27 protein-coding genes and 3 pseudogenes are annotated in these 25878 nt (G+C 34.2%); 6 read left to right on the top strand and 24 right to left on the bottom strand.

Features of this window, described 5'->3' with window-relative positions:
• Positions 1-41: 41 nt before the first annotated feature.
• On the bottom strand, positions 42-443 hold the full coding sequence (locus MHB53_RS02150; protein WP_340915468.1) for a GNAT family N-acetyltransferase: 402 nt from the start codon (positions 441-443) through the stop codon (positions 42-44).
• Between the two features lie 163 nt (positions 444-606).
• Positions 607-1338 (bottom strand): class I SAM-dependent DNA methyltransferase, encoded by a 732-nt coding sequence (locus MHB53_RS02145; RefSeq protein WP_340915467.1) that lies wholly within the window; start codon positions 1336-1338, stop codon positions 607-609.
• Between the two features lie 334 nt (positions 1339-1672).
• Between MHB53_RS02145 and MHB53_RS02140 the strand changes: the two genes are divergently transcribed.
• A complete protein-coding gene (locus tag MHB53_RS02140) occupies positions 1673-2197 on the top strand; it encodes a thioredoxin domain-containing protein (RefSeq protein ID WP_340915465.1) in 525 nt (174 codons plus the stop codon).
• Positions 2198-2514: 317 nt separating this feature from the next.
• On the opposite strand, the gene MHB53_RS02135 is transcribed toward MHB53_RS02140, so the two are convergent.
• The 4 genes and pseudogenes from MHB53_RS02135 to MHB53_RS02120 all read right to left on the bottom strand — a co-directional run bounded on the left by MHB53_RS02135 (position 2515) and on the right by MHB53_RS02120 (position 4638).
• The gene (locus MHB53_RS02135; protein WP_340915464.1) at positions 2515-2871 is read right to left on the bottom strand and encodes a VOC family protein; all 357 of its coding nucleotides are present in this window, start codon (positions 2869-2871) and stop codon (positions 2515-2517) included.
• Positions 2872-2962: 91 nt separating this feature from the next.
• Positions 2963-3395: pseudogene (locus MHB53_RS02130) on the bottom strand (GNAT family N-acetyltransferase).
• 92 nt (positions 3396-3487) lie between these two features.
• Positions 3488-4078, bottom strand: a complete 591-nt coding sequence (locus tag MHB53_RS02125; RefSeq protein WP_340915463.1) for a hypothetical protein — start codon at positions 4076-4078, stop codon at positions 3488-3490.
• 170 nt (positions 4079-4248) lie between these two features.
• Positions 4249-4638, bottom strand: a complete 390-nt coding sequence (locus MHB53_RS02120) for an NUDIX hydrolase (protein WP_340915462.1) — start codon at positions 4636-4638, stop codon at positions 4249-4251.
• Between the two features lie 236 nt (positions 4639-4874).
• Between MHB53_RS02120 and MHB53_RS02115 the strand changes: the two genes are divergently transcribed.
• Positions 4875-6068: a cytochrome P450 family protein gene (locus tag MHB53_RS02115; RefSeq protein ID WP_340915460.1), complete on the top strand. Its 1194-nt coding sequence runs from the start codon at positions 4875-4877 to the stop codon at positions 6066-6068.
• 82 nt (positions 6069-6150) lie between these two features.
• Here MHB53_RS02115 and MHB53_RS02110 read toward each other — a convergent pair whose 3' ends face one another.
• The 10 genes from MHB53_RS02110 to MHB53_RS02065 all read right to left on the bottom strand — a co-directional run bounded on the left by MHB53_RS02110 (position 6151) and on the right by MHB53_RS02065 (position 13627).
• A complete protein-coding gene (locus tag MHB53_RS02110; RefSeq protein ID WP_340924414.1) occupies positions 6151-6594 on the bottom strand; it encodes a GNAT family N-acetyltransferase in 444 nt (147 codons plus the stop codon).
• 38 nt (positions 6595-6632) lie between these two features.
• The gene (locus tag MHB53_RS02105; RefSeq protein WP_340915458.1) at positions 6633-7328 is read right to left on the bottom strand and encodes an HAD family hydrolase; all 696 of its coding nucleotides are present in this window, start codon (positions 7326-7328) and stop codon (positions 6633-6635) included.
• A gap of 258 nt (positions 7329-7586) precedes the next feature.
• Positions 7587-8027 carry a phosphotransferase gene (locus MHB53_RS02100; protein ID WP_340924412.1) on the bottom strand — a complete coding sequence of 147 codons (441 nt, stop codon included), beginning with the start codon at positions 8025-8027 and terminating at the stop codon, positions 7587-7589.
• A 79-nt stretch (positions 8028-8106) separates the two neighbouring features.
• Positions 8107-8319, bottom strand: a complete 213-nt coding sequence (locus MHB53_RS02095; protein WP_340915456.1) for a hypothetical protein — start codon at positions 8317-8319, stop codon at positions 8107-8109.
• A 256-nt stretch (positions 8320-8575) separates the two neighbouring features.
• On the bottom strand, positions 8576-9004 hold the full coding sequence (locus MHB53_RS02090; protein ID WP_340915454.1) for a hypothetical protein: 429 nt from the start codon (positions 9002-9004) through the stop codon (positions 8576-8578).
• Positions 9005-9385: 381 nt separating this feature from the next.
• On the bottom strand, positions 9386-10063 hold the full coding sequence (locus MHB53_RS02085) for a carbonate dehydratase (RefSeq protein WP_340915452.1): 678 nt from the start codon (positions 10061-10063) through the stop codon (positions 9386-9388).
• A gap of 363 nt (positions 10064-10426) precedes the next feature.
• A complete protein-coding gene (locus MHB53_RS02080; RefSeq protein ID WP_340915451.1) occupies positions 10427-10735 on the bottom strand; it encodes a hypothetical protein in 309 nt (102 codons plus the stop codon).
• Complete coding sequence (locus MHB53_RS02075) at positions 10636-10989, bottom strand: maltose acetyltransferase domain-containing protein (protein ID WP_340915448.1); 354 nt, start codon at positions 10987-10989, stop codon at positions 10636-10638. The genes MHB53_RS02080 and MHB53_RS02075 overlap by 100 nt, the downstream gene beginning before the upstream one ends.
• Positions 10990-11231: 242 nt before the next feature.
• Positions 11232-11417 (bottom strand): YbaK/EbsC family protein, encoded by a 186-nt coding sequence (locus MHB53_RS02070; RefSeq protein ID WP_340924411.1) that lies wholly within the window; start codon positions 11415-11417, stop codon positions 11232-11234.
• 707 nt (positions 11418-12124) lie between these two features.
• Positions 12125-13627, bottom strand: a complete 1503-nt coding sequence (locus MHB53_RS02065) for a malate:quinone oxidoreductase (protein ID WP_340915446.1) — start codon at positions 13625-13627, stop codon at positions 12125-12127.
• Positions 13628-14161: 534 nt separating this feature from the next.
• On the opposite strand from MHB53_RS02065, the pseudogene MHB53_RS02060 reads away from it, so the two are divergent.
• Both MHB53_RS02060 and MHB53_RS02055 read left to right on the top strand, forming a co-directional pair.
• Positions 14162-15007, top strand: a pseudogene (locus MHB53_RS02060) (IS110 family transposase); the annotation flags it as partial.
• Positions 15008-15733: 726 nt separating this feature from the next.
• Positions 15734-16063 carry a hypothetical protein gene (locus tag MHB53_RS02055; protein ID WP_340915444.1) on the top strand — a complete coding sequence of 110 codons (330 nt, stop codon included), beginning with the start codon at positions 15734-15736 and terminating at the stop codon, positions 16061-16063.
• Positions 16064-17502: 1439 nt separating this feature from the next.
• Here MHB53_RS02055 and MHB53_RS02050 read toward each other — a convergent pair.
• From MHB53_RS02050 to MHB53_RS02025, 6 genes and pseudogenes are all read right to left on the bottom strand, one after another.
• Positions 17503-17748, bottom strand: coding sequence for a DUF5412 family protein (locus MHB53_RS02050; RefSeq protein ID WP_340915443.1), 246 nt, complete (start codon positions 17746-17748; stop codon positions 17503-17505).
• A 95-nt stretch (positions 17749-17843) separates the two neighbouring features.
• Positions 17844-18603: pseudogene (locus MHB53_RS02045) on the bottom strand (GNAT family N-acetyltransferase).
• 36 nt (positions 18604-18639) lie between these two features.
• A complete protein-coding gene (locus MHB53_RS02040; RefSeq protein ID WP_340915441.1) occupies positions 18640-19962 on the bottom strand; it encodes a serine hydrolase in 1323 nt (440 codons plus the stop codon).
• Positions 19963-20153: 191 nt separating this feature from the next.
• Entirely contained in the window at positions 20154-20609 is a 456-nt protein-coding gene (locus MHB53_RS02035; protein ID WP_340915439.1) for a GNAT family N-acetyltransferase, read from the bottom strand.
• Between the two features lie 185 nt (positions 20610-20794).
• On the bottom strand, positions 20795-21079 hold the full coding sequence (locus tag MHB53_RS02030) for a hypothetical protein (RefSeq protein ID WP_340915437.1): 285 nt from the start codon (positions 21077-21079) through the stop codon (positions 20795-20797).
• Between the two features lie 92 nt (positions 21080-21171).
• A complete protein-coding gene (locus MHB53_RS02025) occupies positions 21172-21723 on the bottom strand; it encodes a GNAT family N-acetyltransferase (RefSeq protein WP_340915435.1) in 552 nt (183 codons plus the stop codon).
• Positions 21724-22951: 1228 nt separating this feature from the next.
• Between MHB53_RS02025 and MHB53_RS02020 the strand changes: the two genes are divergently transcribed.
• Positions 22952-23842, top strand: coding sequence for a YitT family protein (locus tag MHB53_RS02020; RefSeq protein WP_340915433.1), 891 nt, complete (start codon positions 22952-22954; stop codon positions 23840-23842).
• Between the two features lie 37 nt (positions 23843-23879).
• Here MHB53_RS02020 and MHB53_RS02015 read toward each other — a convergent pair whose 3' ends face one another.
• Entirely contained in the window at positions 23880-25103 is a 1224-nt protein-coding gene (locus MHB53_RS02015; protein WP_340915431.1) for an MFS transporter, read from the bottom strand.
• Positions 25096-25437 (bottom strand): DUF1033 family protein, encoded by a 342-nt coding sequence (locus MHB53_RS02010; RefSeq protein ID WP_340915429.1) that lies wholly within the window; start codon positions 25435-25437, stop codon positions 25096-25098. The genes MHB53_RS02015 and MHB53_RS02010 overlap by 8 nt, the downstream gene beginning before the upstream one ends.
• A 132-nt stretch (positions 25438-25569) precedes the next feature.
• Here MHB53_RS02010 and MHB53_RS02005 point away from each other — a divergent pair, with 132 nt between their 5' ends.
• The gene (locus tag MHB53_RS02005) at positions 25570-25809 is read left to right on the top strand and encodes a YkuS family protein (RefSeq protein ID WP_340915427.1); all 240 of its coding nucleotides are present in this window, start codon (positions 25570-25572) and stop codon (positions 25807-25809) included.
• The last annotated feature ends 69 nt before the right edge of the window (positions 25810-25878 follow it).

Below are 25878 nucleotides of genomic sequence, written 5' to 3'. Positions count from 1 at the left end.
ACAATATTGCTTATAAAATGTATAATGGAAGAACGATAGGCCTATAAGTCTTTCCTCCATAAACCGCCAGAACAAGAGGTAAAACCACATGTTTGATAGAAGTTCGAATGCTTTGAATTATAGGTTAACGTTACTATTTCTAATCCGAATCGTTCAGATTCTCCTAATAATTCTTGTACTAATTCCACTCCAATGCCTTGCCCTTGATAATAAGGATGTACTAATATATCTTCCATATACCCATGCTGTAATCCCATCCCAGCAACATAACCAAAAGCGATAAGTTTATTGCCTTCGTTCCTCACTCCAGCCCAAAAATTACAACGCTCAAATAATGATGGAAAATCATTATCACGCCTCTCCCATCCGATAAGCTCTCTTAATTCAGGTACTTCCTGTTTAGAAATAGGTTTGTTTATTAATATTTTATATTTTGAAGACATTAGATCCCTTCCTCCCAAATAACTAACTTTACTGAGTCGGTAAAAACGGCTATACCTATTTATCTTCTTTTTGGAGACTCACTTTACCTAATTCTTTTCTATAAATGGCTGTAAAAACCTTTTATTTACAGCCTTTTATAGCTATTTTTCCTCGTATTCCGGTTTATTTAGTACACGAAAATAATAAAAATAATGGGATTCTCATACGTCTCAAGTACTCTTTTTCACTTTTAAAATTTTCTATTCGAGGATGGCATTCCTTTATGTCATCTATTTTAAAGCCCGCACCTTTTAAAGCTTGAAAGTAATCTTCTACTGTTCGATGATATTTAACGACTTCTTTTTCAATCCATGGTTCTACACGTTTGCCTGTATGAAAGTAATCGTCAACATTCCAATTTGTTCGTGAGGAGGAATTGGATGCGCTTTTTACTGAAGAAGTTAAAATAGGGTGTTGGACGCTAAAAATAAATTGCCCATTTACTTTTAAAGAGTTATATACCTGTTTAAACACAAGTTCTAATGTTTCTAAATAGTGTAGCGCTAGTCGAGAAACAACCTTATCATATTTTACTTTTGGAAAATCCCAAACTTCCATTGACGAGTGGTGGATTTTACTATGGGTACCATCTAAGACGTTTATTGCTCTATTAACCATATTAACCGAGCCTTCCACGCCTTCATAAAAGGTACATCCCTTCTCAATTAGTTCTAAGCCGAATTCGGCGTCCCCACAACCTAAATCTAATATCTTTTCTCCTATAACATCACCAATTAGTTTGGTCAATACAGGTTTCTCAATAATATTGTTTGGACTTTCTTCCCTATGTCTTCTTGATAAATAGTTTTCAAAGAATGCATTATCATCATAAACTGAAGCACCTTTATATTCCATATAGTACCTCCATCATAAATTTATTTTACATACCAATATAGCATATCCATTTTGCTTTCCACATCCTCTGAACATTATTATACTGTTATCAATTTTATATCTTGAGGTTCTTCCCTTAAAGGTATACCTTTATAAACTTCTTAATTCATTAGAACCAGCAAAACCCATAACAGGGTAGAGTCATCGCTTCAAACAATCAATTTCCTTGCTGAAAACGGATCCGAAATGGAGAACAAAATGGAAGATTATGCGGTAATCGCAATCTTGACAATTCGGGTATGAATTGTTATGATTTGCTATGATAATAATTTTTTATGGAATGCGAGTGAGATAAATGACAAATCAGATTGAGAATACACATTTGAGTTTTGGTCAGAAAAATGCGCCTGTAAAGGTTGAAGTATTTTTGAATTTAACATGCCCTTATTGCGCTACATTTTATGGTATTGCAGAAGATATTTTAAATGAGTACTTAGATAACGGGCAAGTTGAATTCATAGTAAAGCATTATGACAAACCAAGAGAGATGCTGTTAAATGGAACGTTAATAAACCTTTTCCTAGATTATGAGAAGCCTTCACGCGTAAAAGAAATTTTGAAGGAATTATTTGAAACACAAGAACAATGGGATCATTTGAACAATCAAGAAATCAAAAATCTATTATTAGAAAAATATCAATTAAAAGAGGAACCGCAAAATACTGAAATTAGCTTGAACGTAACTGCAGAGGCCATCCGTAGAAGTGTAAAAATGGTACCAACTGTTTTTATTAATAATAAAGAATATCAATATCCCACAGAACTAGCTGCAGATGAATTAAAAACTGCAATCGATACAGCACTAGAACTCATAAGCTAATCCTTCGAATACATAATGAGAGCAATAAAATGCTAACACAGAAAAAACAGACAAGAGAATGAACTTTCTCCTGCCTGTTTTTTTATTATCTTAAACAACGTTGAAAATTTAAAAATAATTTAATTAACTCTATTGTAATATTTATGAAAAGGTTTTAACTTCGTTGTTTTTTTAACGCCTGGCCTTCTGTCATGTGATTCAATTATTAAAATAAATTTACATATTTTCATCATTATCATGAAATAATAAAAATGAATGTTTTTCATTATGTTAATATCTTCTAGTACAATCCAGGAACCACTCAGCCAGAAAATGTTTTAAATGTCTAAGGGTTCAATTAATTCAACTTTATATCCATCAGGGTCTTGGACAACTGCACGTTTCCCCCAGGGACTAATAGTTGGTTCTGTAATAATGTAGGCATCGCTTGAACGAATACTTTCCATTATTTCATCCAGATGTATAACAGTAAATCCAATTCGCATCATATTACTAGTTCCTTCTTTTGATGTAGGATATATTTCAAAAATGAGCTTATCAAGTTTACAAGCATAATGCTCAGGCCCTTTTCCATGTTTTTCTTGGTTAAATACAAGTCCAAGCTTTTCATAAAAGGAAACTGATTTTACGGGATTGCTAGACTGTATGACAACGAGATTCAAATAGATTGACATTAATTACAAGACTCCCTTCTGTTAAAAAATCAAGCTTGGTTCACTTTTTTAGGTAAGGGCTAAAAGTAATGCTCTATAGAACTTACACATATTAACAATTTTTTATTATTCCTAAGTTCTTTTTCAAATAGTAATGATGATAATCCCTGCCGAGGTCAAGACTACCAAACACTTTATAACTATGCTTTTCATAAAAATCCAGTGCCTGAAAACTTAGAGTATCAACTTTTATAAAATCGCATTTTTTTTCAATAGCAATTTGTTCAATTTCTAATAATAGTTTACTTCCATATCCCAATTTACGTATATCCTCATCAACCATTAAAGTATGTATCTCTAACCAATTCCAACAGATCTCACCTAGTACCCCGCACAGTGCCATTTTCATCACGTAGAAATAAATTAATTTCTTCGTATCTGCCTCTTAAATCTACCGGAAAGTGTTTCAAATTATATTCATAAAGTTGATTATTAATATGGTTTTTATTGGTCTTATTTAACTCTTTGGTGATATGCAATCCCATCATCAAATTCTCCTCTTTTTTTAAGCCTGTATAATATTGCTTAAAGTTGTCTTACAAAATGGTCCTCATTAGTAGAACGAATATATTAACGTTCAAACAACCTTTTTAATAAGTGGTAAAACCTTGTTAATCCAATCCCCTTCTTCATCAGCAAGCAATGTGTCCCAACCAAGAATATTTGCTTCTTTAAAGTTTTTTTCTTGGTCATCAACAAATAAGATATTAGCCCTGCTGTTCAGAAATAATGCGACCTTTGAATATATATCAGATTGAGGTTTGCAACAGCCAACTTCACTGGAAACTGTCATACTTTTTAAGTAGATTAGGATAGGGCTAAGAATTGGTTCTATCCATTCTATCCGATGGTTACTTAATAAGTGAATGTTTGCATATTGGCTCCAAATAGGCACTTCTTCAAAAGCTGGCAATGGCTTAATATTTGAAAATAATATCAACTTAGCGTACTCCAACTCGATGGATGGAAATTGCTCACAAAGCCGAGTCCAAAACTCTCTTTCAGTAATTTTTCCAGTCCATAATTCCTCTCGAATATTCTTTTTAAATTTTACTAGTTTATCATATGGAGTCGCTGATTCAGATGATAACTCTAGCCAAAATTTTGGTGAAAGGTTTGTTGCAAGCACACCTGCTATATCAAGAATTAGTTCAGGTTTAGTTGTCATTATAAATCTAGCTCCTAAAAACATTTTTCAATTCACATTGTTCATTGGCAGCCGACAAATATCCTTAGTCATAAAAGTTAAATCATTGCTTATGCTCTATTCCTGTTGTTAATTTACATTTAACGTTCATTTTCAGTATGATTAGTGAGGAATTGAAACGCTAAAGCAAGTCAAATACCAAGAATTGCTTTTCTTATTGAGTTTTTATACCCTTTAGGCATATAGATATTTTCAACTACTTCTACTGGAAACCATTTGTATTCTAAATGTTCCTCACTAATCGATATTCTTGAAAAATCATAACATTTTAATAGATATGTGACGATAAATACAAACTTCCCTTCAAATACTTCATATACCCACGAATCAATAATCTCCTTAATATCACATTTTACACCAAGCTCTTCTTGTGTTTCTCTTATTACACAACTTTCTGGTTTTTCATCTTTTTCGAGCCTTCCTCCTGGTAATTCCCATTCATTTCTCTCATTTTTTAATAATAAAACTTTGTTATCGTTAAAAATAATTCCTTTAACTGAAATAGATAATTTAAAATTCAAAATACCTCTCCTTTGATTTTGTCTAGTATAATTATATATTCCTCTTCAATTATGATAATCCTTCATGTATACAGGCTTTTCAATGAAAAAGCTTCTTATCTCCTTAAATCTATATTTCTATATAAATGTCACATATGGGTCGAAAAGATCAGGTGGTCATAGGGAATGCTATGTTACCATTATTATGAGTCAAAATAAGAACAAGATTGAACTGCCTTTAGAAAGGGGACAATCAAATGAATCCAACTGAACCATTAACATCCAGCTTATTCACAAAAGGTTTTACAGAAAATCCATATCCTGCTTATGCTAAGTTACGAGAAGAAGATCCTGTTTCCTATGTACTGCTTCCAGATGGTCAATATGCATGGATGATAACGCGATATGAAGATGCACTTGCAGCTTTAAAAGATCAAAGATTCATTAAAGATTATACAAAACTTTATGAAGAAGATATGGAACATGCTGATGTTTTTAGCCAAAACATGCTTTTTGCCGATCTACCTGATCATAAGCGATTGCGTGGGCTTGTTTCTAAAGCATTTACCCCACAAATAATTGCTGGAATGAGAGATCGTATCCAAGAAATTACTGACGAGCTTCTGGATAAAATTGCCGGGAAGGAAAATGTAAATCTAATAGATGAGTTCGCTTTCCCTTTGCCGATCATCGTCATTTGTGAAATGCTTGGAATACCAACAGAAGATCGTGACAAGTTTCGCATTTGGTCCAACTCGCTGATTGAAAATCCGAATGGAGAGCCTGCCGAAGATGTTCAACAACATATGAATGAGTTTGTAGATTATCTCGGAAAAAGATTCGCGGTTGTTCGGGAAAATCCAGGAGAAAACTTAATCAGTAAACTTATTATTACTGAAGAACAAGGGGATCAACTAACAGAGCAAGAGTTATTTGGCGTTGTCACACTTTTAATTATTGCTGGTCACGAAACGACAGTAAACTTGATTGGCAATGGTGTAATGGCTTTATTAGAACATCCTAAGCAACTTCAATTGCTAAAAAGTCAACCAGAATTAATACATACCGCTATTGAAGAAGTACTTCGTTACAATGATCCAGTTGAATTTAGTACCTCTCGCTGGGCAGGAGAAAATTTAGAGTTTAAAGGGAAATCAATCCATAAAGGTGATTTAGTTATTGTGGTCCTGAATTCAGCAAACCATGATCCAAATCATTTCAAGGACCCGGAAATCTTTGACATCAGCCGTGAAAAAAGTAAACATTTAGCCTTTGGAAAAGGGATTCACGCATGCCTAGGCGCACCCCTTGCTCGTTTAGAAGCTGAAATTGCAATTAATAGTTTTATCCAACGCTACCCTAATATTAAATTGAATGCTGATAAAAATGATCTTGAATGGAGATCAGGCATGATTGTTAGAGGCGTAAAAGAGCTACCAGTGTCGTTGTAAGTATTGAGATGTTTCACAGATAATATTTGGACAGTTATTTAGTAACGGACATGGCTAGTAAACCTTCTATCCAGAAATAAAATTAACTTAAAGCCAATACAAAATGGTGGAGACTTGTACCTTCACCATTTTTTGATAGGTCCATTACTTTAAACCCACACTTTTCATAGAAAATAAAATTATTAGAAGATGTATGAGCAAACCAATCACCGTGAGAGAGTTTTTGAACACATAGCTCAACTAGCTTTTTCCCAATATCTTTTCCACGATATTTTGATAGAATAACCAAATCCATCATGTTAACAGCTATTATCTGGTCTGAAATTACCCTGATCATACCAACCATTTTGATATTATCCCAAACAGTAAACGCCCAAGTGGAATTTTTGAAAATCAGCGAAAACTTTTCTTTTTGCCAAACTGGAGTATTTCTTGCCCATCCTGCATCTTCAAAAAGTTCTTCCACGCTGTCTGCGGGAACCCCCGCTGTACCTTCTCTAAAAACTAATTTGGATACATAGATAATCCCCCAATATCATGTAGAAAAAAAGTGTGTTTCGTTAGTCAAGCGTCGCATCTGTTATACAAGACATTTTCTGTATTTATGTTTTTTATGATGGTTGGTAGTTCCGCCAAATCGTCAACAATGAAATCTGCATCGACGGTATCCCATTGAAAATCTCTTTTCCAAATACTTTTCATCCCTGCATATTTGGATGCCCTTACATCATTTTCTGGATGATCTCCAACAAATACGCTTTGATTAGCTGAGACATCCAATTGTTTCAATGCTCTGTTAAATATTTGAGGGTCAGGTTTTTTTATTCCCTCCCACTCAGATATTAGAATAATATCAAAATACCTTTCGATCCCTAAAGCTTTTATATTATCCATCTGAAACTGTCCATATCCATTTGTAATCATTCCTAAAGTAAGCTTATTACTGCTCAATTCTTCTAACATACTGAGAAGATAAGGAAATGGAACACAGCTATTTTTAAATTGGCTTTTATAATCTTGAAGAAAATCTGCCCAATTTATCCCTGTAATATCAAGTTCATCGACTAATTGTTGATACACTTTATCTTTCCAAACATATCCATGGCTATCTAGCTCTATGAATCTTGTAGTATAATATTCTTTTGGAATATGACCTAGCCATTTATGCAATCGCTCGTATTGCCCGTCAACAAATTTCTTTACTGATTCATCTCGATTTAATAAGGTTCCATCAAAATCAAATAGGATAGCCTTAATCAAATTAAATCCCCCTATCTAAAAATGTTTCTTTACTATCTTCTCTATTTTGAACAGAAATACCTGCTTAACATGCGACTTTGGTATGAGGATGCGAAATCTGTGATATACCAGTAAAAAGGTGGTAACTCTATACTAAATAAGAGGATACAGTAAATTGATTCGAATAAACTTATTATAAAGTTTTCCCATTATGGGACTGGGAGTTTTTTAGGTTTATATTGCAAGGTCCCTAACAGACTAAGACAGAAATTCGTAACTTCATTCCCTTTTTTTGTAATATATGGTACTTCGATAATTTTCTAATCTTTGTGTAAGTTTCATAAGCCACGAATTTTGTTGATTAGTTTCCATATTCACATCTAATGCTTTCAATATTGTCGCGAAGATAAATAGACGATGAAATCTGAGGAACTCTGGGATCTCTTCTACATAATTTTCAGAGATCTCCTTTTCAACTTGATATCCCTTTAGAAACGATTGAAAATGAGGATGGGAAAAATCGCATCCATCTTCAAATAAATCTCTTAAGGCGAATGCGAGATCCGCGGTAAACCAGTAATAGGAACATTGTTCAAAATCTATCATTTCGTAATGATCCTCTGCCCATATCACATTATCAAGTTCGAAGTCAAAATGAATAACTCCATAGTGTTCTTCCGTTTTTGGAAGATGATTCAACCATTTTTCAATGGCTTGCAGCTCTTGATGGGTGTAATCTTCTTCTTTAGCAATAATACGTTTAATAACTGAAGATGCTTTTCATAAGAAAGCAGACGCTTCATCTCGTCACTTTGCTTGTCATATGCTGAGCAACTTTGTGAAGGTGTCCCAGACTTTTACCCCCTTGATAAAAATCCATTTCAGCTAATTCATCTATTTCGTTCAACTCGCCTTCAATAAATTGGAAAATAACTACGAAAAACGTTCCCAATTCAGATTCGCAAATTTCGATCTCACGTCCGGTTCGTGACAAGTATGGTTTGTTTACCAAGGAATTTTTCTCTTCGATATTCAAGATTTGATTTCAAGTAACCATGTGTCACGAGTAATAGATGAAATGTTGAGTCTCTCGATGACGAAGTTTCTTTTTCATTATAAAAGCGGAGGTAGAAGTTCATTCCATCCGAAAATGACTTTCGTTTTTCAGAAACGCAAGTTTCCTCTGGAATTGCCAGTGGAAGTGAAGTTTGTTCAGTGATATAATTTGGATTAATAATCTTTGGATTGCACATAAAAAATTCTTTGATTCATGTTTTAATAATAGTGTTTATTGCTAATCTTTTTTCAATCGCCATACGCATGTTCGAAATGACACCGAGAAGCAATATTAACGACATAACCATTTTTTCAAAAGGTGTTCCTAACAATTGTTGTATAAACCCAAAAGACCAAAGTACTACAAAAAACCAACACATAACGGTTATTCCTCTTTTGTATTTATATAACATATTTCCGCCAACAATTAGCGTAAAAACTCCTCCTATAATAGAAATAATGATATTGATAATAGATATTGGTAGCTGAGTTGCTAAGGATTCTGACCTTCCACCATTAACCCATGTAAATGGAATAATCCCACTAATAATAAGAACTTGTATTAAGAATGTCAAAGAGTAAAAACATATCCCCATATATACAGCCGTTTTCATATTAACTTTTCTAAGCTTTTCTAACATACAATCACCTCATTTCTTCCCGTTATCATTTTATTTTATCTGGTTATGTTCTATTCCTTTATCTTCTTTTGCCATATCGACACGTTGCCCTTTTAATCTCAACCTCACAGAGCCCTCCCTTTAATTAAGTATTATTCTCTAAAAAAGGGAAATCCTTGTTCAACTAAACTGCTTCGTTAATTGAATAAGAAAAACGCTTTACTCCTTCTTGAAGTATCGCTCCCGTTTGTTTAAGTACAGTTCTTCACAATCTCGTATGCTATGTACTTTTTCAACGATTCTTCCCCTACAATAAAAAGCTGTCTCGATGACAGCTTCACATTTCTATTAAGAGTCCTCCTCGAAAAGGATTCGAACGAGCATTCATAACACATTTTAATGTTAGTCATAGGCAATTCCACAGGAGCAACGATTTTTCCCAAATAACAAATGATAAGATGCGGGGAATTCCTGATTGACACGTTGAACTTCACGTGCAAATTCCTTACTATCCTCTGGTACAGGCAAAAGTGCGTCCGCCTTCTCTTGAGAATCAATATTAGCTCCAGGTGGTACGAATCTATTTGGCGGAATTCTAACGCCATTTGTTACTACTGCAGTATAGGAAATAAACGAGTTTTTCCCGACAATTGCATTATAAACAATAGCATTAAAACCAACAAATACTTTGTCTGCTATATAACAAGGACCATGGACAAGGGCTCCATGAGCGATGGTCACTTCATTTCCAATAAATATAGAATACCTTTTTCCCCCAACTGAAATCCTTCTATTTAATAAACCATGTAAAATTACTCCGTCCTGGATATTTGTATTAGAACCTATATAAAAAGGGGTTCCTTCATCCGCACGTATACTTACATTAGGAGCTACATAAACATTGTTTCTAATGGTAACATCACCTATGACACTAGAAAACTGACTTACAAATGCTGTTTTGTGAATTTTAGGAAAACGTTGAACAGGATTAAATGAAGTTATAGGGTTGGGACTAATGAATGGTTCAAAACAGTGAGAATGGTTATAAGAAGTAGAGTTTGATCCTTTTTTTTCTACCAAGTAATCACCTCCTTCACAATCTATTGGCATATATTTATTTTATGCAAGCAGATTGCGTGAGGAATGGACAATTATTAATAAAATGATATTAGGAAGCGATCCCTATACATGCAGCAGAAATGCACCACAAAGGATAGAATTTATTAGTTTTTGTTCTCCACTATCTTGCCCGTTAGCATAGAAGCGACTGTTCCTGTTGAATAATCGCACCATTTAGCTTAATTACGATACATCACAACCTGCTATGTAAATCAAAATATAACAGACAATGCCGTATTTATAGCATGGGCCTGAAAATTAATTAATCAGTTAATCGTAACTTTAAAATAACTTTTCGCTTTTAATTATTATTTACAGTAGTTTTTAATCCAATTTTATCTTTTTTTCAGTTATTGGTCTGATAACTCTACATGGTACACCTGCTGCAATAACATTTGCAGTTATATCTTTCGTCACAACACTTCTAACACCAATAATAGTATTATCACCAATAGTCACTCCTGGAACAATCGTAACAGAACCACTAATCCAAACATTATCCCCTATATTAATTAGCAATGACCTCTCATAGCCTACTTTACGCTCATCTGCATCAATTGCATGATTTGGTGTATACAAACTAACATTTGGACCAATCTCAACACATTGTTTCCAATAGTAACCTTTGCACAATCCAAAATTGTACAATTTGTGTTTGCGTAGAAATTATCCCCAAATGTAATGTTATAACCAAAATCACAGTTAAAAGGTGATTCAATCCATGCATTTTCTCCTAGTGAATGAAATATTTTTTGAATGATTTGATTTCTCTCATAGAGTTTTGATGGTTTTATGTTATTAAATTCAAATAACAAATCTTTGGCTCTTTCTCTTTGTCCCAACTTATATAGTGTTCTTGATTTAACATTTTCTTTTTCAGATTTCATTGTGTTAATCACCTTTTTTCAGTTCTTTTGATTATACTAGTAACAGTTAGTTAAACTAATTTTCCATAACAAAAAAACAAATAAGTTCCAATTTTCCATTCAATTAAACTGCACCGTTAGTGGAACAAAAAAAGAGCTGCCTCAACAACTCCTTTGGTCAATTTTTTTCACACTTATTAATTGAAGATGAGAAGAAATCCTTCATATTAACAGAATATTGCTATCACTTTATTTAATTGATTTTATGCTTGTGGTTCAATTTTAAATGTTAGTTGTCCTGTTCCTCCGTAAACAAAATCATAGTTGAAAAGTCCTTTGTCTAGCACACAAGGTAAATCAAGTCTGATCATACGAACACTTCCTACCTCAAAACCTGTTACTTTTTGAACTTCCGTTGGAGATGCTAATTTTACTTTAGAACACCCTATGTTTTCAGCTATTTTCTCGAACTCAAGTCTGCCACGATTTCCAGATACAATTAAACAAAAAATCCTTTATCGGTATTTAATATCAACGTTAGGTGCTGTTTGCCCAACCTCAATTCCAAAATATTATTTCCCATCTTCTCTTGAAAGCATAGGTTTTTCGTGCTCAATTATTCATATTTAAATTGCCTTTTTCTAAAACTTCTTGCAAAGCATTTATAAAAAGACACCTCCAATATTGTGCATGTAGGAGTATCAGATAACTCGTTTCAATTCAACATGACGATTTTCAATCCGAGGTTCATTAATAAGTTGTAATTGCTTTTTAGCAATCCCCTGTTTCGTGTTTATGCACTTATTAGGAAACGTTTCGCAAAGAACATTTCTCCACAATCTAAACTTATTTTCAAATTAATAGACTTTATTTTAAATATACAGTTATTAAGCCTATTATTCCAATAACGTTTGCTTGTATCAATTGACTATAGTTCACCGTGGCTTCTTTAACTGCGAATAAAAAAAGAACCTTCTATCTAAAGATAGATCAAAGGTTCTATGTTTTATTTCCAATGATATTCTATTATTTACCCAATTATTTAAGTGAATTTATTATCTTCCTCGTTTTTTTCAATCATAAAAACGATTGTCCATTGATGAAAAATGTTGCTTAATCCTTTTCATTAACTACCATTGTTTCTACATCCAAAGAATTAACTATAGGCTAGCTCTTTTTCACGTAGTCCGAGCGTCTCTGCGGTTACAGTATGAACTTCGTGCAGAAGCTCTGGATTTTCCAGTAGTGACATGCCATAAGAAGGAATCATTTCTTTAATTTTTGGTTCCCATTCATTCATATGTTGTGGGAAGCATTTTTTAATTACCTCAAGCATAACGTGAACAGCAGTAGAAGCACCTGGGGAAGCTCCTAGTAATGCTGCAATCGAGCCATCAGCTGCACTAACAACTTCCGTACCAAATTGAAGCGTTCCTTTCCCACCTTCTACAGTATCTTTGATAACTTGTACACGTTGTCCAGCTACTACTAAATCCCAATCCTCACTCTTAGCATTCGGGATGAACTCTCGTAACTCTTCCATGCGCTGTTCTTTCGATAACATAACTTGCTGGATCAGGTATTTCGTCAATGACATCTCTTTTGCACCTGCCGCCAACATAGTTAAGACATTATGTGGTTTGACGGACGTTACTAAGTCAAACATTGAACCTGTTTTTAAGAACTTCGGTGAAAATCCAGCAAATGGCCCAAATAGCAATGATTTTTTATTGTTGATATATCGTGTATCAAGATGAGGAACAGACATTGGTGGAGCACCAACTTTAGCTTTTCCGTATACCTTTGCATGATGTTGCGCAACAACTTCTGGATTATTACATGCCATAAAAATCCCGCTTACTGGGAATCCGCCAATGTGTTTTCCTTCAGGAATACCAGATTTTTGAAGTAAATGCAGGCTTCCGCCTCCGCCACCGATAAAGACGAATTTTGCAGTATGTCGTTCTACGCTACCGCTATCAACATTACGCACTTTTAATTCCCATTTGCCATCGCTAGTACGTTTAAAATTATCAACGCTATGTTTATATTTGATATTGACGTTTTTAGTCGTTAAGTGGTCAAACAACATGCGCGTTAAAGCACTAAAATTGACATCCGTTCCAGAGTCGATTTTTGTTGCCGCTATTGCTTCATTCGATGGACGGTCTTCCATAATAAGCGGAATCCATTCCATCAGTTTTTCTGGGTCATCAGAAAATTCCATCCCTTGGAACAGAGGATTACTTGACAGCGCTTCAAAACGTTTTCTTAAGAAAGTTACATTCTTATCCCCTTGTACCATACTCATATGTGGCAAGGGCATGATAAAGTCCTGCGGATTTTTTATCAGCTTGCTGTTTACAAGATAAGACCAAAACTGCGTTGAAAGCTGAAACTGTTCATTAATTTTAATAGCTTTGCTAATATCTATTGATCCGTCCGATTTTTCAGTAGTGTAGTTAAGCTCACACAGTGCAGCATGCCCTGTTCCCGCATTATTCCACTCGTTAGAGCTTTCCTCCCCTGCGTTTTCAAGCTTCTCAAACACTTTGATTTCCCATTCCGGTACTAACTCTTTCAGGAGTGTCCCCAAAGTTGCACTCATGATTCCGGCCCCAATTAAGATAACGTCTGTTTTAGTTTCTCCGTTGCTCATTTTAACCTTCCTTACTCCCTTTATTTCAGAAAGGATGTAGTCGCGACCTAGTCGCACACCTTTTCTGTCTCAATTATAACCATATCATAGTGTATTACATTATTAATAGATTAAAATATCTACTATTACAATATTTTTTAAATATTGTTTGTGTAAAGAAATGAACTTAAATTAAATGTTAGCAATAGGTAAGCGTTTGAAGTAACCTCCGACTTTCCTCTGCCGTTCTAGTATGTTATCGGTACTGAAAAAGGATCTTCGACTGGAAGGTCCTTTTTTGCTGCTTGTTTAAGTAACGCACCCGTTCGTAATATAAGGTTAGCCAGATTTTTCTGGTTGACCTTTTTATATATGGTCATATGATTACGGTAGTCGGGGTAGAACGTCGCACCCGTGGGACTCGATCTCGTCAACTAAACTGTTCACCCCCTACTTGTATAAACATGTTTCAGTCTGGTTGGGACAAGGATCCCGTTTAACAAGCGAACCTATGACATTACAAGAAGCCTTAGGGGAAGAGGAGGAGATTTGATGATGAATCCAGTCATTGGTCTGGATGTTTCAAAAGGTGAAAGTCAGGTTCAAGCATTTTTAGATAAAGGCAAACCATATCGTAAGAGCTTTAGTATCAAACACAATACTGATGGTTTAGGTAGTTTATTAGAGTTCCTTCATGGAGTAGAGAGTTCAGCTGGTGGTCATCAACCTTCGGTCGTTTTAGAATCAACAGGACACTACCATTTTCCTGTCATTCAATTTCTTGAGGAGCAAAATTACGTTTATATTGTTGTCAATCCTCTTATCTCACATCGAGCTAAAAGTTCAAGTTTACGGAAGGTAAAAACAGATGCAGTTGATGCTTATCACCTTTGCGAGCTATTTTATAAAGAAGAGTTATAGCCTTATAAAAAAAGAGGCATTCAACTATTAAACCTTCGTAATCTAACAAGACAACAAGAAAGTATTGCCGAAGTATCAGCACAGACTAAAATACAGCTGCATACCCTTTTGGATCAGGTATTTCCTGAATATAGAGGAGTTTTTGGAAGCTTATATTCAAAGGTCTCATTGCTTACATTATTAGCATTTCCTACTTCAGAAGCAGTGTTAAGTGTGAGTGAAAAAGAAATAACAGAGAAAATAGCTTCGCTATGTATGAGTCGTTCAGATGCATGGGCAAACGAAAAGGCTAAAAAATTAAGGGAAGCAGCCCTTCGTAACCCGTTTCAAAACAACCTGTACCAGAGTAATATTTTTAATCTTGACTTATTAGTCAAAATTGTTCTTCAATACCAAGAGCATCTATCTAAGATTGTGGATGAAATAGATGCTCTCGCTAAAGAAATAGAAGAATATCATATACTCCAGTCTATTCCTGGAAGCTCTTGGAGGCTTTCCCTCCCATGTCTCAACGGGTCCCTTACCTTATCCACTTCTCGATAGAAGGCATCTTTATGAACTTTCCTATTCTATTTATATTTCTACTAGATTGACAACCTTTTGGGAAGCACCCGGTTCAATTGCCGCTTTTCCAACAGCTGTAGTATGTTCTGCTACTTTTCGATCGAATGGTCTGGAATCGCTGGTCGGCATCTCCATTCCTCTCTTTTATAAGGAAAGCGATATTCGCCGAATGGACTCCATGCTACACAGGGTTCTTGTAAAGTTTCTAATCCTTGGAATACAATTTTCAAAAATTGATTAAAACTTTCGGCGGGAATGTCTTGTTTTCTTTAGATAACCGGTTCGGATTACTTTATGTAACTCGTTAGTCCCTCTGCTTTTAATACGTTGGATACATCTTCAGGCTCGACTGGTGAACACTAAGCCGAAAACCCATCTCGTTTACTATTTCGGAAACTTTTACAACGCTTCCTACATAAGCATATTCTTTGATGATCACTTCATCTAACGTATTCGCCTGAAAACCTTCCACCAATTTACAAACGACTGAAGCTTTATTATTTCACTTTTTGCTTGATCAACCGTTCTAAGATTCTTCATAATTATCCCTCCATATGTCAACATTTCTACATGAACAAAGGAAAACCTTTTAGAAAGGATATTATTAATAAGATGTTTAAAGGCTATTAGGGGGATTTGAAAATGAAAAAGATGTTAGGTGTATTAATGATTTCCGTAGGGTTATTGTCGGCATGTCAAGGGCAGGAACCGAATACGGTTGTTCAAGCTGAATTAAAGGAACAAGGTTTGGTACAGGTAAAAATGGCAGTTGAAAGTGACGAAATAAATACTGTTCTGAAACAGTTCCATGAAGAAGGAAAGGAAATCATCGAAGTTATACCCTTAGACAAAAAGAACAAACAGGTTATGTCGATAGAGTATACGATATTATTTATGTTGAAAATAATTAAGTGGATTGAATCCTTCTTTGATAAGCATCGTGACTCTCTTGTAGATCTTCCAACCCGTTAATTTCGGTATATTCCGTCAATTATCCACTTTGTCTATTTTTATTGTCTGTCCTCTAGTCCAATGATGAACAAGGGTGTGTTTACAATTAGCATTAGATTTCAATCAAATTTAATTTTAAAGTTAGAACAGAAAAACCACCTATTGAAAATCATCAGCTTTTGCTCTTATATATTTCTTCGAATGTAAACACTCATATTAGCTGCACTGTAATATTGTTCATTTTATTTAAATAGTCCACAAAGGAGTTTTTGTATTTTTAATAAACTTGGATTGGTGGGAATTTAATGATCAATCTTTATTCCAAGGCTCACCAACGCTTTTCCGTTCCCCCCATACTAACTCCCCCTTAGCGTATTCTCCCTTACAAAACTCTCAATATCTTCTCTCAACCAGTAAGGGGTATTACCGATTTTCAACGCTTCTTTTGGTAATTTACCTCGTTTGTAATACATATGGACTTTTTTAGGATCCATATTGCTCCCATGTTCCTGCAAGAGCTTGGCAAACTCGGTTTGATTCAACAGTGCGTTTTTATCCTTAATGATAAGTGGCTTTTCCCCTTTTGCTAAGTACGTATCTTCATGGTAATAAGTCGTGAGTAAATCAAACGCAAAATAAAAGGCAGCCGTTTCGGCTGCCCTCCTTTGTTCTTGCTATGGTTTATGCATTTGTATTGTGATCTTCGGCTCGTTCCCTCGTAAAGAAAAGTCCAGGAACTTACGAGATGTAAGCGTAAGCCGTACAGATCGTTGTTATCGTACTTTTTAGAGGGAAGCGACACGTACGGCATGTCAGAAAGTTGCTTTTACTATCTGTACATCCCGTAGTGCTGCCGCCCTATGTTCAAATAGACATTATATATCTGAACTATCTAAATGGATTCCGGCTGCCCTCCTGAAATATACATTGTGTTATATATCATTATCAACATATCTATATATGATAGTGACATCATACAATTAGCTGAAATATAAAAAACAGGAATGCCTTTTATAAAGTTTTAACTGTTCTTTCTAATGATTAGAACTTGGTCGTATGTAAGTTTCAGATTTAGTAATGGAGAAAACTTGTCAGAAATAATATGACAAACGGCATTCATTACATACAAAAACGTTACTGATAAACCGCAAATCATATTAAAAAAGGACGCGATAAAAAACGCTTACATATAAACTTGTAGAAAAGGCGGAAAGGTCCTGGATGATCATAGGGTTGATTTGTTTTTCAGATGCATTAGGTTTTTTCCATGCTTCCCTTAAAAGAATCTCTTGTACCCAAATGTGGTGATCATAGTCAATGATCACCTGACATTCAACAGTCCTTAATTGTTAAAATTTCCATGATCCATCTTTTTTCACAAGTTAGTCCAACACCCTAGAACCTTGATCATATAGATCTTTCAGAGAGATCCCCCTTTTTTGCTGTTCGTTCAATTAAAACTATTTCATGGTACATCGCGAAATAGATACTCTTTCTTGATATCCTACTGTAGCTCCACCTTTATTTATAATATATAAATCCGCTTGATATTCTTTATCTGGAGATAAAAAAGTATCTTGAAGTTCACCGTTTCCACTAAGCTCATCAAGTTCAACACGAATGAATGAATCTAAAATTAAAAATATTAGTCCAAATAAAATAAAAATAGATAATGCTAATATCATTAGTATCTTTCGAGTTTTCAACTTCATCCCCCTCTATAAATATTGATATATCCACGGTTTGATCTGTTGTAAGGGTGATTTTCAACATATTTAATAGGTGTAATATGTTCGTTCTATTAGAGTAACTCTTTTAATCGTCTCATTGCAGAGTGAACCGTAAGTCTATGAAATGAAACTAATTTATTCTTGTAGATGACGCCGTATATACCATAAGGTGTAGGTGAAAGTCTCAACAATTCTTCTCTATTCTTTATGTTAATAATTTCCGCTTTTATACCTAATTTATCTGCTCCCATAATAACATTGTCGATAGATATATCTACAAATGGACATTGTTGTGTGCGGAGGATTGTTAAATTTTCAAAAGGTTTAAGTCGCACATCCCAATCATTTGGAAAATATGGGGCAGGTGAATGTCCAAATTTATTAACAAGTAATTCAAAACCATTAGGCGCATTATCTACTTCAATAAAATTGTTTTTTATAAAAATGTCCTTACTGGGTGTCCAAGAAGTATCTGGATTTGTAATCACAATAACTCCATCTTTATTTTGTTTCTTAGCATCTTGGATACACTTATTTATCAATTTTGAGGCATACCCTTTTCCTGTAATACTTACCCATAGGCAATGAATAACTAAATAATTTTCACCATAAACAACTCTTGAAGAATATTCAATAGGTGTATATTCAATAAACCCTGTTGGTTTGCTGTTCTCCATTATTTTTATATACTTTAACCCTTCATTGAACCTTCCATTAAGCCATTTGTTTTTATTTATGTAACCTGTTTGAATTTGGCTTGTTTCGAAGACAATAACATCCGTTATCATCTACACTCTCTTCGTTTAACTCTACCATTTCAATTGTTTCCAATATAGTATATTACTCCCCTCCTAAATTTTAATATTCTTATTCTTGGTAAACTTTTTTTGCATCCATGTTCCCGTAAAGATTAAAACCCAATTGAGTAATTTCTCCCTTAGAATTGATGTGGAAATTAACTTCCCCATTTGATAATCTTGTAGCAAAGATTAACCTGCCAACTTGTTCTAGTGTGGGATATAATTCATATTTAAACCAGGGTTCAAAAGAAAGATATAATTTATCTTTTTCTTCTGAAACTTCAAAAATTACATGGTTATTCACTTTATACTTACCAATACAACTATTACGTTGATGAGTGCCAATTGTAATTTCAGGCTTATTTATTGGTAAATCATAACTTTCGTCGTAAACTATTTTCTCTAAACTAGCAATTATAGAGCCCACTGGATTTTGCACATTGCTTAAAACAATAATAGTTATGTAGTCATCAACATAATGCATCATTTCACAACAAAATCCATTAATCATACCTCCATGCCCAATCTTTGTTCTAATTTTTCCTTTAACGTTTTTCTCGGCAATATATATTCCGTAACCATATTTTCCTATATTTGGTGTGACCATTTTTTTAAATGAATCTTTACTTATTAGACGGCTTTCATTAAGCGATTGCACCCAACGGTATAAATCTTCGGTAGTGGAATATAAACCACCTGCACCAAGAGCAAGAGAGGTATCTACAAATTCTGCATTTATTATTTCTCCCCAAATGGAATATCCAGCTGCTCTATGTTTTAAAATTTTGGAGTTACTATCATATCCGGTATTCAACATGGATAACGGCTTAAATATTTCATGTTCTAAAAACGATTCATAGGAACAATTTGCTACTCTTTCGATAATGTAAGTTAAGAGGATATAGCCTGAATTTGAATATTTATGATTTTCTCCTGGAGAAAAATCCAATGGTTTTTCTTTAAATCGACCTATTATACTTTCAATGGAAGCAGCTGATCTTGCTGTTTTAAGATAATCAGGAAAGTCAGTAAAATTAGGAACTCCTGAAGTATGTGTCAATAAATGATGGATGTTAATCTGATCTCCGTTTGGATAATCTGATATGAATTTTTTGATTGGATCGTAAAGATTTAGAAGTCCGCGTTCATAAAGTATCATAATGGCCATAGCTGTAAATTGCTTGGTAATGGAACCAATGCGAAAAATGGTTTGTGGCGTGTTTGCTACCCTATGTTCAAAATTCGCGTTACCGTATCCTTTACTGATTAAAATATTTTCCTCCAATGTGACTAAAACAGAACCGGTTAAATAACCTACTTTTGAAAGCGCACTACAATAGTCATCTACCTTCTTTTGTATAGCTTCCACTGACATGGTAAGATCAGGCATCATAAATCTCCAATCCGTAAATGATTTGTAATGAAGAAACTATTTGTACTAGCGAACATGGTACGATAATATTAGTTTGGTTCATCTTTCCTTCTTTTGTTCTTGAATTACTTTTTTCAAAATTACTACTCCTTAGTTTGGTGCATTAGTGTCGATTATTTTCCACCCTATGGTTACTTACTTCCCCCTAATTATTGGTTTATATAGTAGCTTAAAACTGTTTCACCGTCCTCTATTTCTCCTGTTTCTATAAATCCGAAATCTTTATAAAGTTTACTTGCTACAATGTTTTGCGGTACATGAGAAACCCTAATTTCTTTGCAGTCAGCTTTAACCTTTAGATTTTTTAATACCTCGTTGATCGCAGATTTTCCATATCCATTCCCTTGATAACGGTGGTCTATCATGAATCTTAATATCCAATAACACCCATCCGGATAGATCTGATTGTCAAACAGTATAAAACCAACTATTTGGTCATTGGCATATATACCATGGGGTACAGTAGTAGGCTCTTTGGCCGCATGTAAAAGTGAGGATGAGTTCGAAGCAACCAATTCTTCTTGATCCTTCCTTGGATTTAAATTAATGCACTGCTCTTTATTTTCTTTGCTAATTGGCTTTAAATAAATCAATGGCTTTTTCATTAGATCCCTCACTTATTATTCAATCATAGAACAAACTTTGTATACATTTCATCCTCAAAATCACTCACATTTACTTCTTCCGATGGATTGATCTTCTCCCATAAAACGGTGCCATTAATGCTTCGTCAAGGATTATTAATTCCTTGTGTTCATTTCTGTTGAAAAAAATAACCCACCCTATTATATTAACGTTTGCCAGTAAGAAGTTTTTCTTGTATTAAATAGTAAATAAAAACAAATAATCCGGAAATGAGACCCAGCCCCATAATAAATAAGGAAATAATTCCATATCCCATTCCTGCCCATCCACCAATGATAAAGATACTTGCAATTAAAAGAGAAATGCCCAGTTGAAACACAATATAAGGAATAAAGTACTTTTTATGTTTAACATAAATAAACCTAAAATAACACCAACCTATAATAAATAACACGAGACTACCAATCCAAATTACATACGATAAATCCATGTACTGCATCCTCCAAGTAAACAACTTCATTCCAATAAATCATAAGATTGCAATATTTTACTCGCCTTCAATTCTGTCTCACAAAAAAGCAATTACTTTTTATTAGTAAACCATTCGTCTTTTAAAAGTCCGAACACGATTCTATTAAGGTATTCACCGTTTATCATTTCATAGTTTCTTATTATTCCTTCATTTGTAAAACCCAAACGTTCTGGGATAGCCTTGCTTTTTATATTATTAGTTGCTACATTTATTTCGACTTTGTTCAGTTGTAAATCACTAAATGCATGTTGAATCAAAATTTCGCAAGCTTTTGTCGCTAATCCGTTACCTTCAAAATTCCTACCTAACCAATATCCAATCTCTGTTTTTTTAGTCTTCCAATCTATATATAAATATCCTATTGAACCTGCGATTTTTTCTTTATGCCATATGCCGGCCCAATACCCATTATTAGATGCAAGTCTATTTAGGGATCTCTCTATAAAATCCCTAGTATTTTGAACTTCAGTTGTGTGATGCGGAAATGAAAGCCACTTTCCAATACTATCTCGGCTTCCATCAATTAAATTAAATAATTCTTCTGCATGCCTTGTTTCTAAAATAGACAAATAGGAATTTGAATCTATAGCTGCTTTAAACATTATTCCTTCCTCCCACTACAGATTCTGTTATTGATAAATTAACCACAATATTCTTTTCTATTAAGGATAATTCAGCTTTAAAAAATTATCATGCCACATGTCCATTTTAAGAAACGGATACTATCAAAGCTTAGTAAGAAGAAACTGGAAGCATGTCGTATTTCTACGATTTGATCATATTGGTAGCTATAAAACAGTCATTGGATTTTGCCCTTCTGTTCAATATATCCTTAATATTCATTGAAGGTACTAAAGGTATCCTTTATTAAAAAAGCAATAGTAAACCAATGTATTGAAAACATCATCAGGAGCAAATGTTTTAAATACGTGTATTTAAAAATAACTTTAGTAATTAATAATAATCATAGCTACCAGGTTTCATCTTCAAATATTCATGCAATGCGACACAAGGAATTGTTACCATAAAATGAAATTCTCCTAATAGGTTTGTGAAATTACTATCAAATTAAGGTTTTCACCTCCAGACTTTATCTGTTCGCCACATCTATATAAATTCCAATACTGCGAATTTTACGGAGAATGAAACAAATTATCTAAACATAAAACTTGTTATCGCCATTAATGATATTGTACACATGCAAGCTAAGTGTAATATTATATATATCATTTTCCATTTAAAGAATGCCAGATAAAACCAAATACAGGGCATATGCTTAGAATAGGTAATGAAATAGCAATGATAACTTTGCCTGCGATATGGATGATGGTTGAATCGTATCCGCCAAGGTTTAGAAAACATAATATTAAACGGTTACAATAATAGTAGTAATCAATGAAATGAATGAAACCCTAGATGCATTTTTAATAAAGTAAATCATACAATTCCCCCTATTATTATTGCTTCAATTGTATGTATGCGTTCAAATGATAATTTTTGCAGATGTTTAATTTGCCTTGTACTCTGATTATTCAGTGTAACCCCTATATCCAAGCTCGATTTTAAATAATAGACGCTTGTAAATTCAATATGAACACCTGCCCAAAGGTAAATGTAATGGCACCTAATAATAAAAGTCAGAAACTATGTTGTTGCAATATACATAATATACCATAAAAGGTGAAAGCAGTTGCTAGATTTATAGCAATCATATGACTCCATTAAGAGATAGCTGTTTTAAGATAATATAGATACTGAAGTCAACACAGTATGCTTATCCTTAAATAATGATTATAATAAAAGTAAAGTAAAAATTGAAAGGATGATGAGATGGATTTATCTACACAAATAATACCAAAAGTTGAACATAAAAGATTACCTAAAAAGATTTTATTCTGGCGAACAATTCTCATAACGCTTGGTGCTGTGCTTATGGCCGTTGCCTTGGAACTATTTTTAGTTCCGAATAATATATTAGATGGTGGAATTACGGGTATTTCTATTATTTTATCTCATTTGACAGGTTGGCGGCTCGGTTTTATTATTTTCATTTTAAACATTCCCTTTGTTTATTTAGGATATAAGCAAATTGGAAAAACCTTCGCATTTACTACTTTTTATGGCATCTTAGTCTTATCGATCACTTCTGTGCTTTTACATGATGTAATGGTAGTTACCGAGGATCTACTTCTCGACACCGTTTTTGGAGGCATCATTCTCGGTACGGGTGTTGGAATTGTGATCAGATATGGTGGCTCCCTAGATGGTACAGAAATTCTTTCCATTCTACTTAATAATAAGCTCCCTTTTTCCGTCGGTGAAATTATTATGTTTTTCAATTTCTTTATCTTTGCAACTGCGGGTTTTATTTTCAGTTGGGAGCGGGCAATGTACTCAATCATTACATATTTTATTGCCTTTAAAGTGATTGACATAGTAATTCAAGGTTTAGATGAATCTAAGTCAGCATGGATCATTAGTGATCAAGCAGACGAAATAGGTGATGCGATTTTAGCTAGATTAGGTCGAGGGGTTACATATTTAAATGGTGAAGGCGCTTATACAGGTGATGATAAAAAGGTGATTTTTTGTGTAATCACCCGCTTGGAAGAGGCAAAATTAAAGTCAATTATTGAAGAATTAGATGAAGGTGCATTTCTGGCCGTAGGAAATGTTTCTGAAGTACGTGGCGGTAGATTTAGAAAAAAACATATACATTAAGAAACTCGTTGCTTTTTTTAAGCAACGAGTTTTTAAGTCATTCTACATTTAACTGACGAACTTTCTCATCGCTAGGCAATAGCCATGTCAAGACACCAAGTACGGGAAGAAAGCTGCAAAGAATCATTACGAATTTTATACTGTAAAGATCAGCAAGTGTACCGAGTAAAACAGCACCGACTGCACCCATTCCAAATGCAAATCCAACAATTAATCCAGACACCATTCCGATTTTTTTAGGAACGAGTTCCTGTGCATAAACTACTGTAACGCTAAAACTCGAGGTAATAATAAATCCTATAATAAAAAATAATGGGATGATCCAAACTACTGACACATATGGTAATAAAATCGTTAACGGTGCTGCGCCTGCCATCGATAGAAAAATGATATTCCTTCTACCAAATCGATCGGCTAACGGTCCGCCTAGAAATGTGCCAAGTACACCAGCAAACATAAAAATGAAAATGTATAATTGCGCTTGTTTTATTGATAATCCATAATCATTAATTAAGTAAAATTGATAAAAGTTACCGATTCCTGCAGAATACCATGACCGAGCAAAAACAAGGAATACAAGCAATGTCATCGCAGTCTTTATTTTTGGATGAAGTGGGATGTTGGACTCCCCTTTTACCTTTTTCTTCGGTTTGTAAATATCCATTTCAAGGCGGTTTTTATACCATTTTGATACAAATAGTAATAATACCATTCCCATTAATGCGACTAAAATAAATCCAAGCGCTCCCTTTTGTCCATAGTGAATAAAAATAAATGCTGTAAATACAGGTGCTAAAGATTGTCCAAAATTCCCACCAACTTGATAAATGGATTGAGCCAACCCACGCTTCGAACCGGCTGCCATGTATGCTACACGCGATCCCTCGGGATGGAAAATCGCTGAACCAAGCCCAATAAATAATACGGATAGAAGAATCAAATAATAATTAGTAGATAAGCCGAAGCTAATTAAACCAATCATACTTAAAACCATACCAAATGGTAATAATAACGGCGTTGGTCTTCTATCTGAAAAATAACCAAACACAGGCTGCATAACAGATGAAGTCATATTTAACACAAAAGCAATCCAACCTAGCTGTGCGTAGGATAATCCAAGTGACCTTTCAAAAATAGGATTCATAGCTGGTATGACCGCTTGTATAGCATCATTAAAAAGATGACTACCACTAATGGCAAATAAAACACCATATACGGTAGCCATCTGCTGTCCATTATTATTTGTTTTAGCGCTATTCATTGTCTGTCTCTTCTCCCTGTACACTTAACGTAATGTCGCTAAACGGTTCGCCATTCTTAAAAAGCAGGAGACCACAGTATAATTGCAAATCATCATCACAACTTGTGCAAAATACATATTCTCCTTCATTCCAAAAAGCAGCCATCGTTGATTTTTTTACTTTTACATGTTGATATTTTGTATTTAATTTCATATATCTTTCATGATAATACGTAATGGCTGACGCCCGATCCTCAAAAGATCTATTTTCAATAATGGATTCCTGCCAGTTTTTAAAAAACCACCAAGGCTCACATTCGCCTTTCATTGTTATAACTTCCCATTTGTCTATCACAGTTGATTCCTCCACATTTTAAAAATAAATAATATCATGTAGCCCATTATACAACACTCAATTGTCAAATACACTCTTGAATAATTCATTGTTTAAAAGGAAAACTGTAAGGATAAGGGAGGTGTATGGTATATGGCGACGATTGGAGTAGAGCGATCTTTGACAAATGTACAGCAGGCACTACTGGATAAAGGGTATAATGTCGTTCCTATTCACAATGAATCAGATATAAAAAACTGTGATTGTTGTGTCGTTTCAGGTGTCGATTCAAACATTATGGGTATCCAAACTGCAGTAATTCAAGGATCCGTTATTGAAGCAAGTGGATTGACAGCAGAAGAGGTTTGTCAGGCAGTGGAAAACAAAATATAATGATGTGCAAAGGCTAAAAATTTTTAGCCTTTGCTATCCGAACTCTTTCTTTTTCTTCTATTCCCTTCT

This window comes from Bacillus sp. FSL K6-3431 (genome assembly GCF_038002605.1).
Taxonomy (GTDB): domain Bacteria; phylum Bacillota; class Bacilli; order Bacillales; family Bacillaceae_C; genus Lederbergia.
This window is presented reverse-complemented; position numbering and strand designations above follow the sequence as displayed.

Coding starts and splice junctions, on each gene's coding strand:
- MHB53_RS02065 (WP_340915446.1), bottom strand. CDS start 13,627: ATGAGCAACGGAGAAACTAAAACAGACGTTATCTTAATTGGGGCCGGA.
- MHB53_RS02150 (WP_340915468.1), bottom strand. CDS start 443: ATGTCTTCAAAATATAAAATATTAATAAACAAACCTATTTCTAAACAG.
- MHB53_RS02075 (WP_340915448.1), bottom strand. CDS start 10,989: ATGAAATCTGAAAAAGAAAATGTTAAATCAAGAACACTATATAAGTTG.
- MHB53_RS02020 (WP_340915433.1), top strand. CDS start 22,952: ATGGATTTATCTACACAAATAATACCAAAAGTTGAACATAAAAGATTA.
- MHB53_RS02015 (WP_340915431.1), bottom strand. CDS start 25,103: ATGAATAGCGCTAAAACAAATAATAATGGACAGCAGATGGCTACCGTA.
- MHB53_RS02125 (WP_340915463.1), bottom strand. CDS start 4,078: ATGACAACTAAACCTGAACTAATTCTTGATATAGCAGGTGTGCTTGCA.
- MHB53_RS02040 (WP_340915441.1), bottom strand. CDS start 19,962: ATGCCTGATCTTACCATGTCAGTGGAAGCTATACAAAAGAAGGTAGAT.
- MHB53_RS02145 (WP_340915467.1), bottom strand. CDS start 1,338: ATGGAATATAAAGGTGCTTCAGTTTATGATGATAATGCATTCTTTGAA.
- MHB53_RS02135 (WP_340915464.1), bottom strand. CDS start 2,871: ATGTCAATCTATTTGAATCTCGTTGTCATACAGTCTAGCAATCCCGTA.
- MHB53_RS02055 (WP_340915444.1), top strand. CDS start 15,734: ATGAAAAAGATGTTAGGTGTATTAATGATTTCCGTAGGGTTATTGTCG.
- MHB53_RS02115 (WP_340915460.1), top strand. CDS start 4,875: ATGAATCCAACTGAACCATTAACATCCAGCTTATTCACAAAAGGTTTT.
- MHB53_RS02005 (WP_340915427.1), top strand. CDS start 25,570: ATGGCGACGATTGGAGTAGAGCGATCTTTGACAAATGTACAGCAGGCA.
- MHB53_RS02140 (WP_340915465.1), top strand. CDS start 1,673: ATGACAAATCAGATTGAGAATACACATTTGAGTTTTGGTCAGAAAAAT.
- MHB53_RS02090 (WP_340915454.1), bottom strand. CDS start 9,004: ATGTTAGAAAAGCTTAGAAAAGTTAATATGAAAACGGCTGTATATATG.
- MHB53_RS02025 (WP_340915435.1), bottom strand. CDS start 21,723: ATGTTTAAAGCAGCTATAGATTCAAATTCCTATTTGTCTATTTTAGAA.
- MHB53_RS02030 (WP_340915437.1), bottom strand. CDS start 21,079: ATGGATTTATCGTATGTAATTTGGATTGGTAGTCTCGTGTTATTTATT.
- MHB53_RS02035 (WP_340915439.1), bottom strand. CDS start 20,609: ATGAAAAAGCCATTGATTTATTTAAAGCCAATTAGCAAAGAAAATAAA.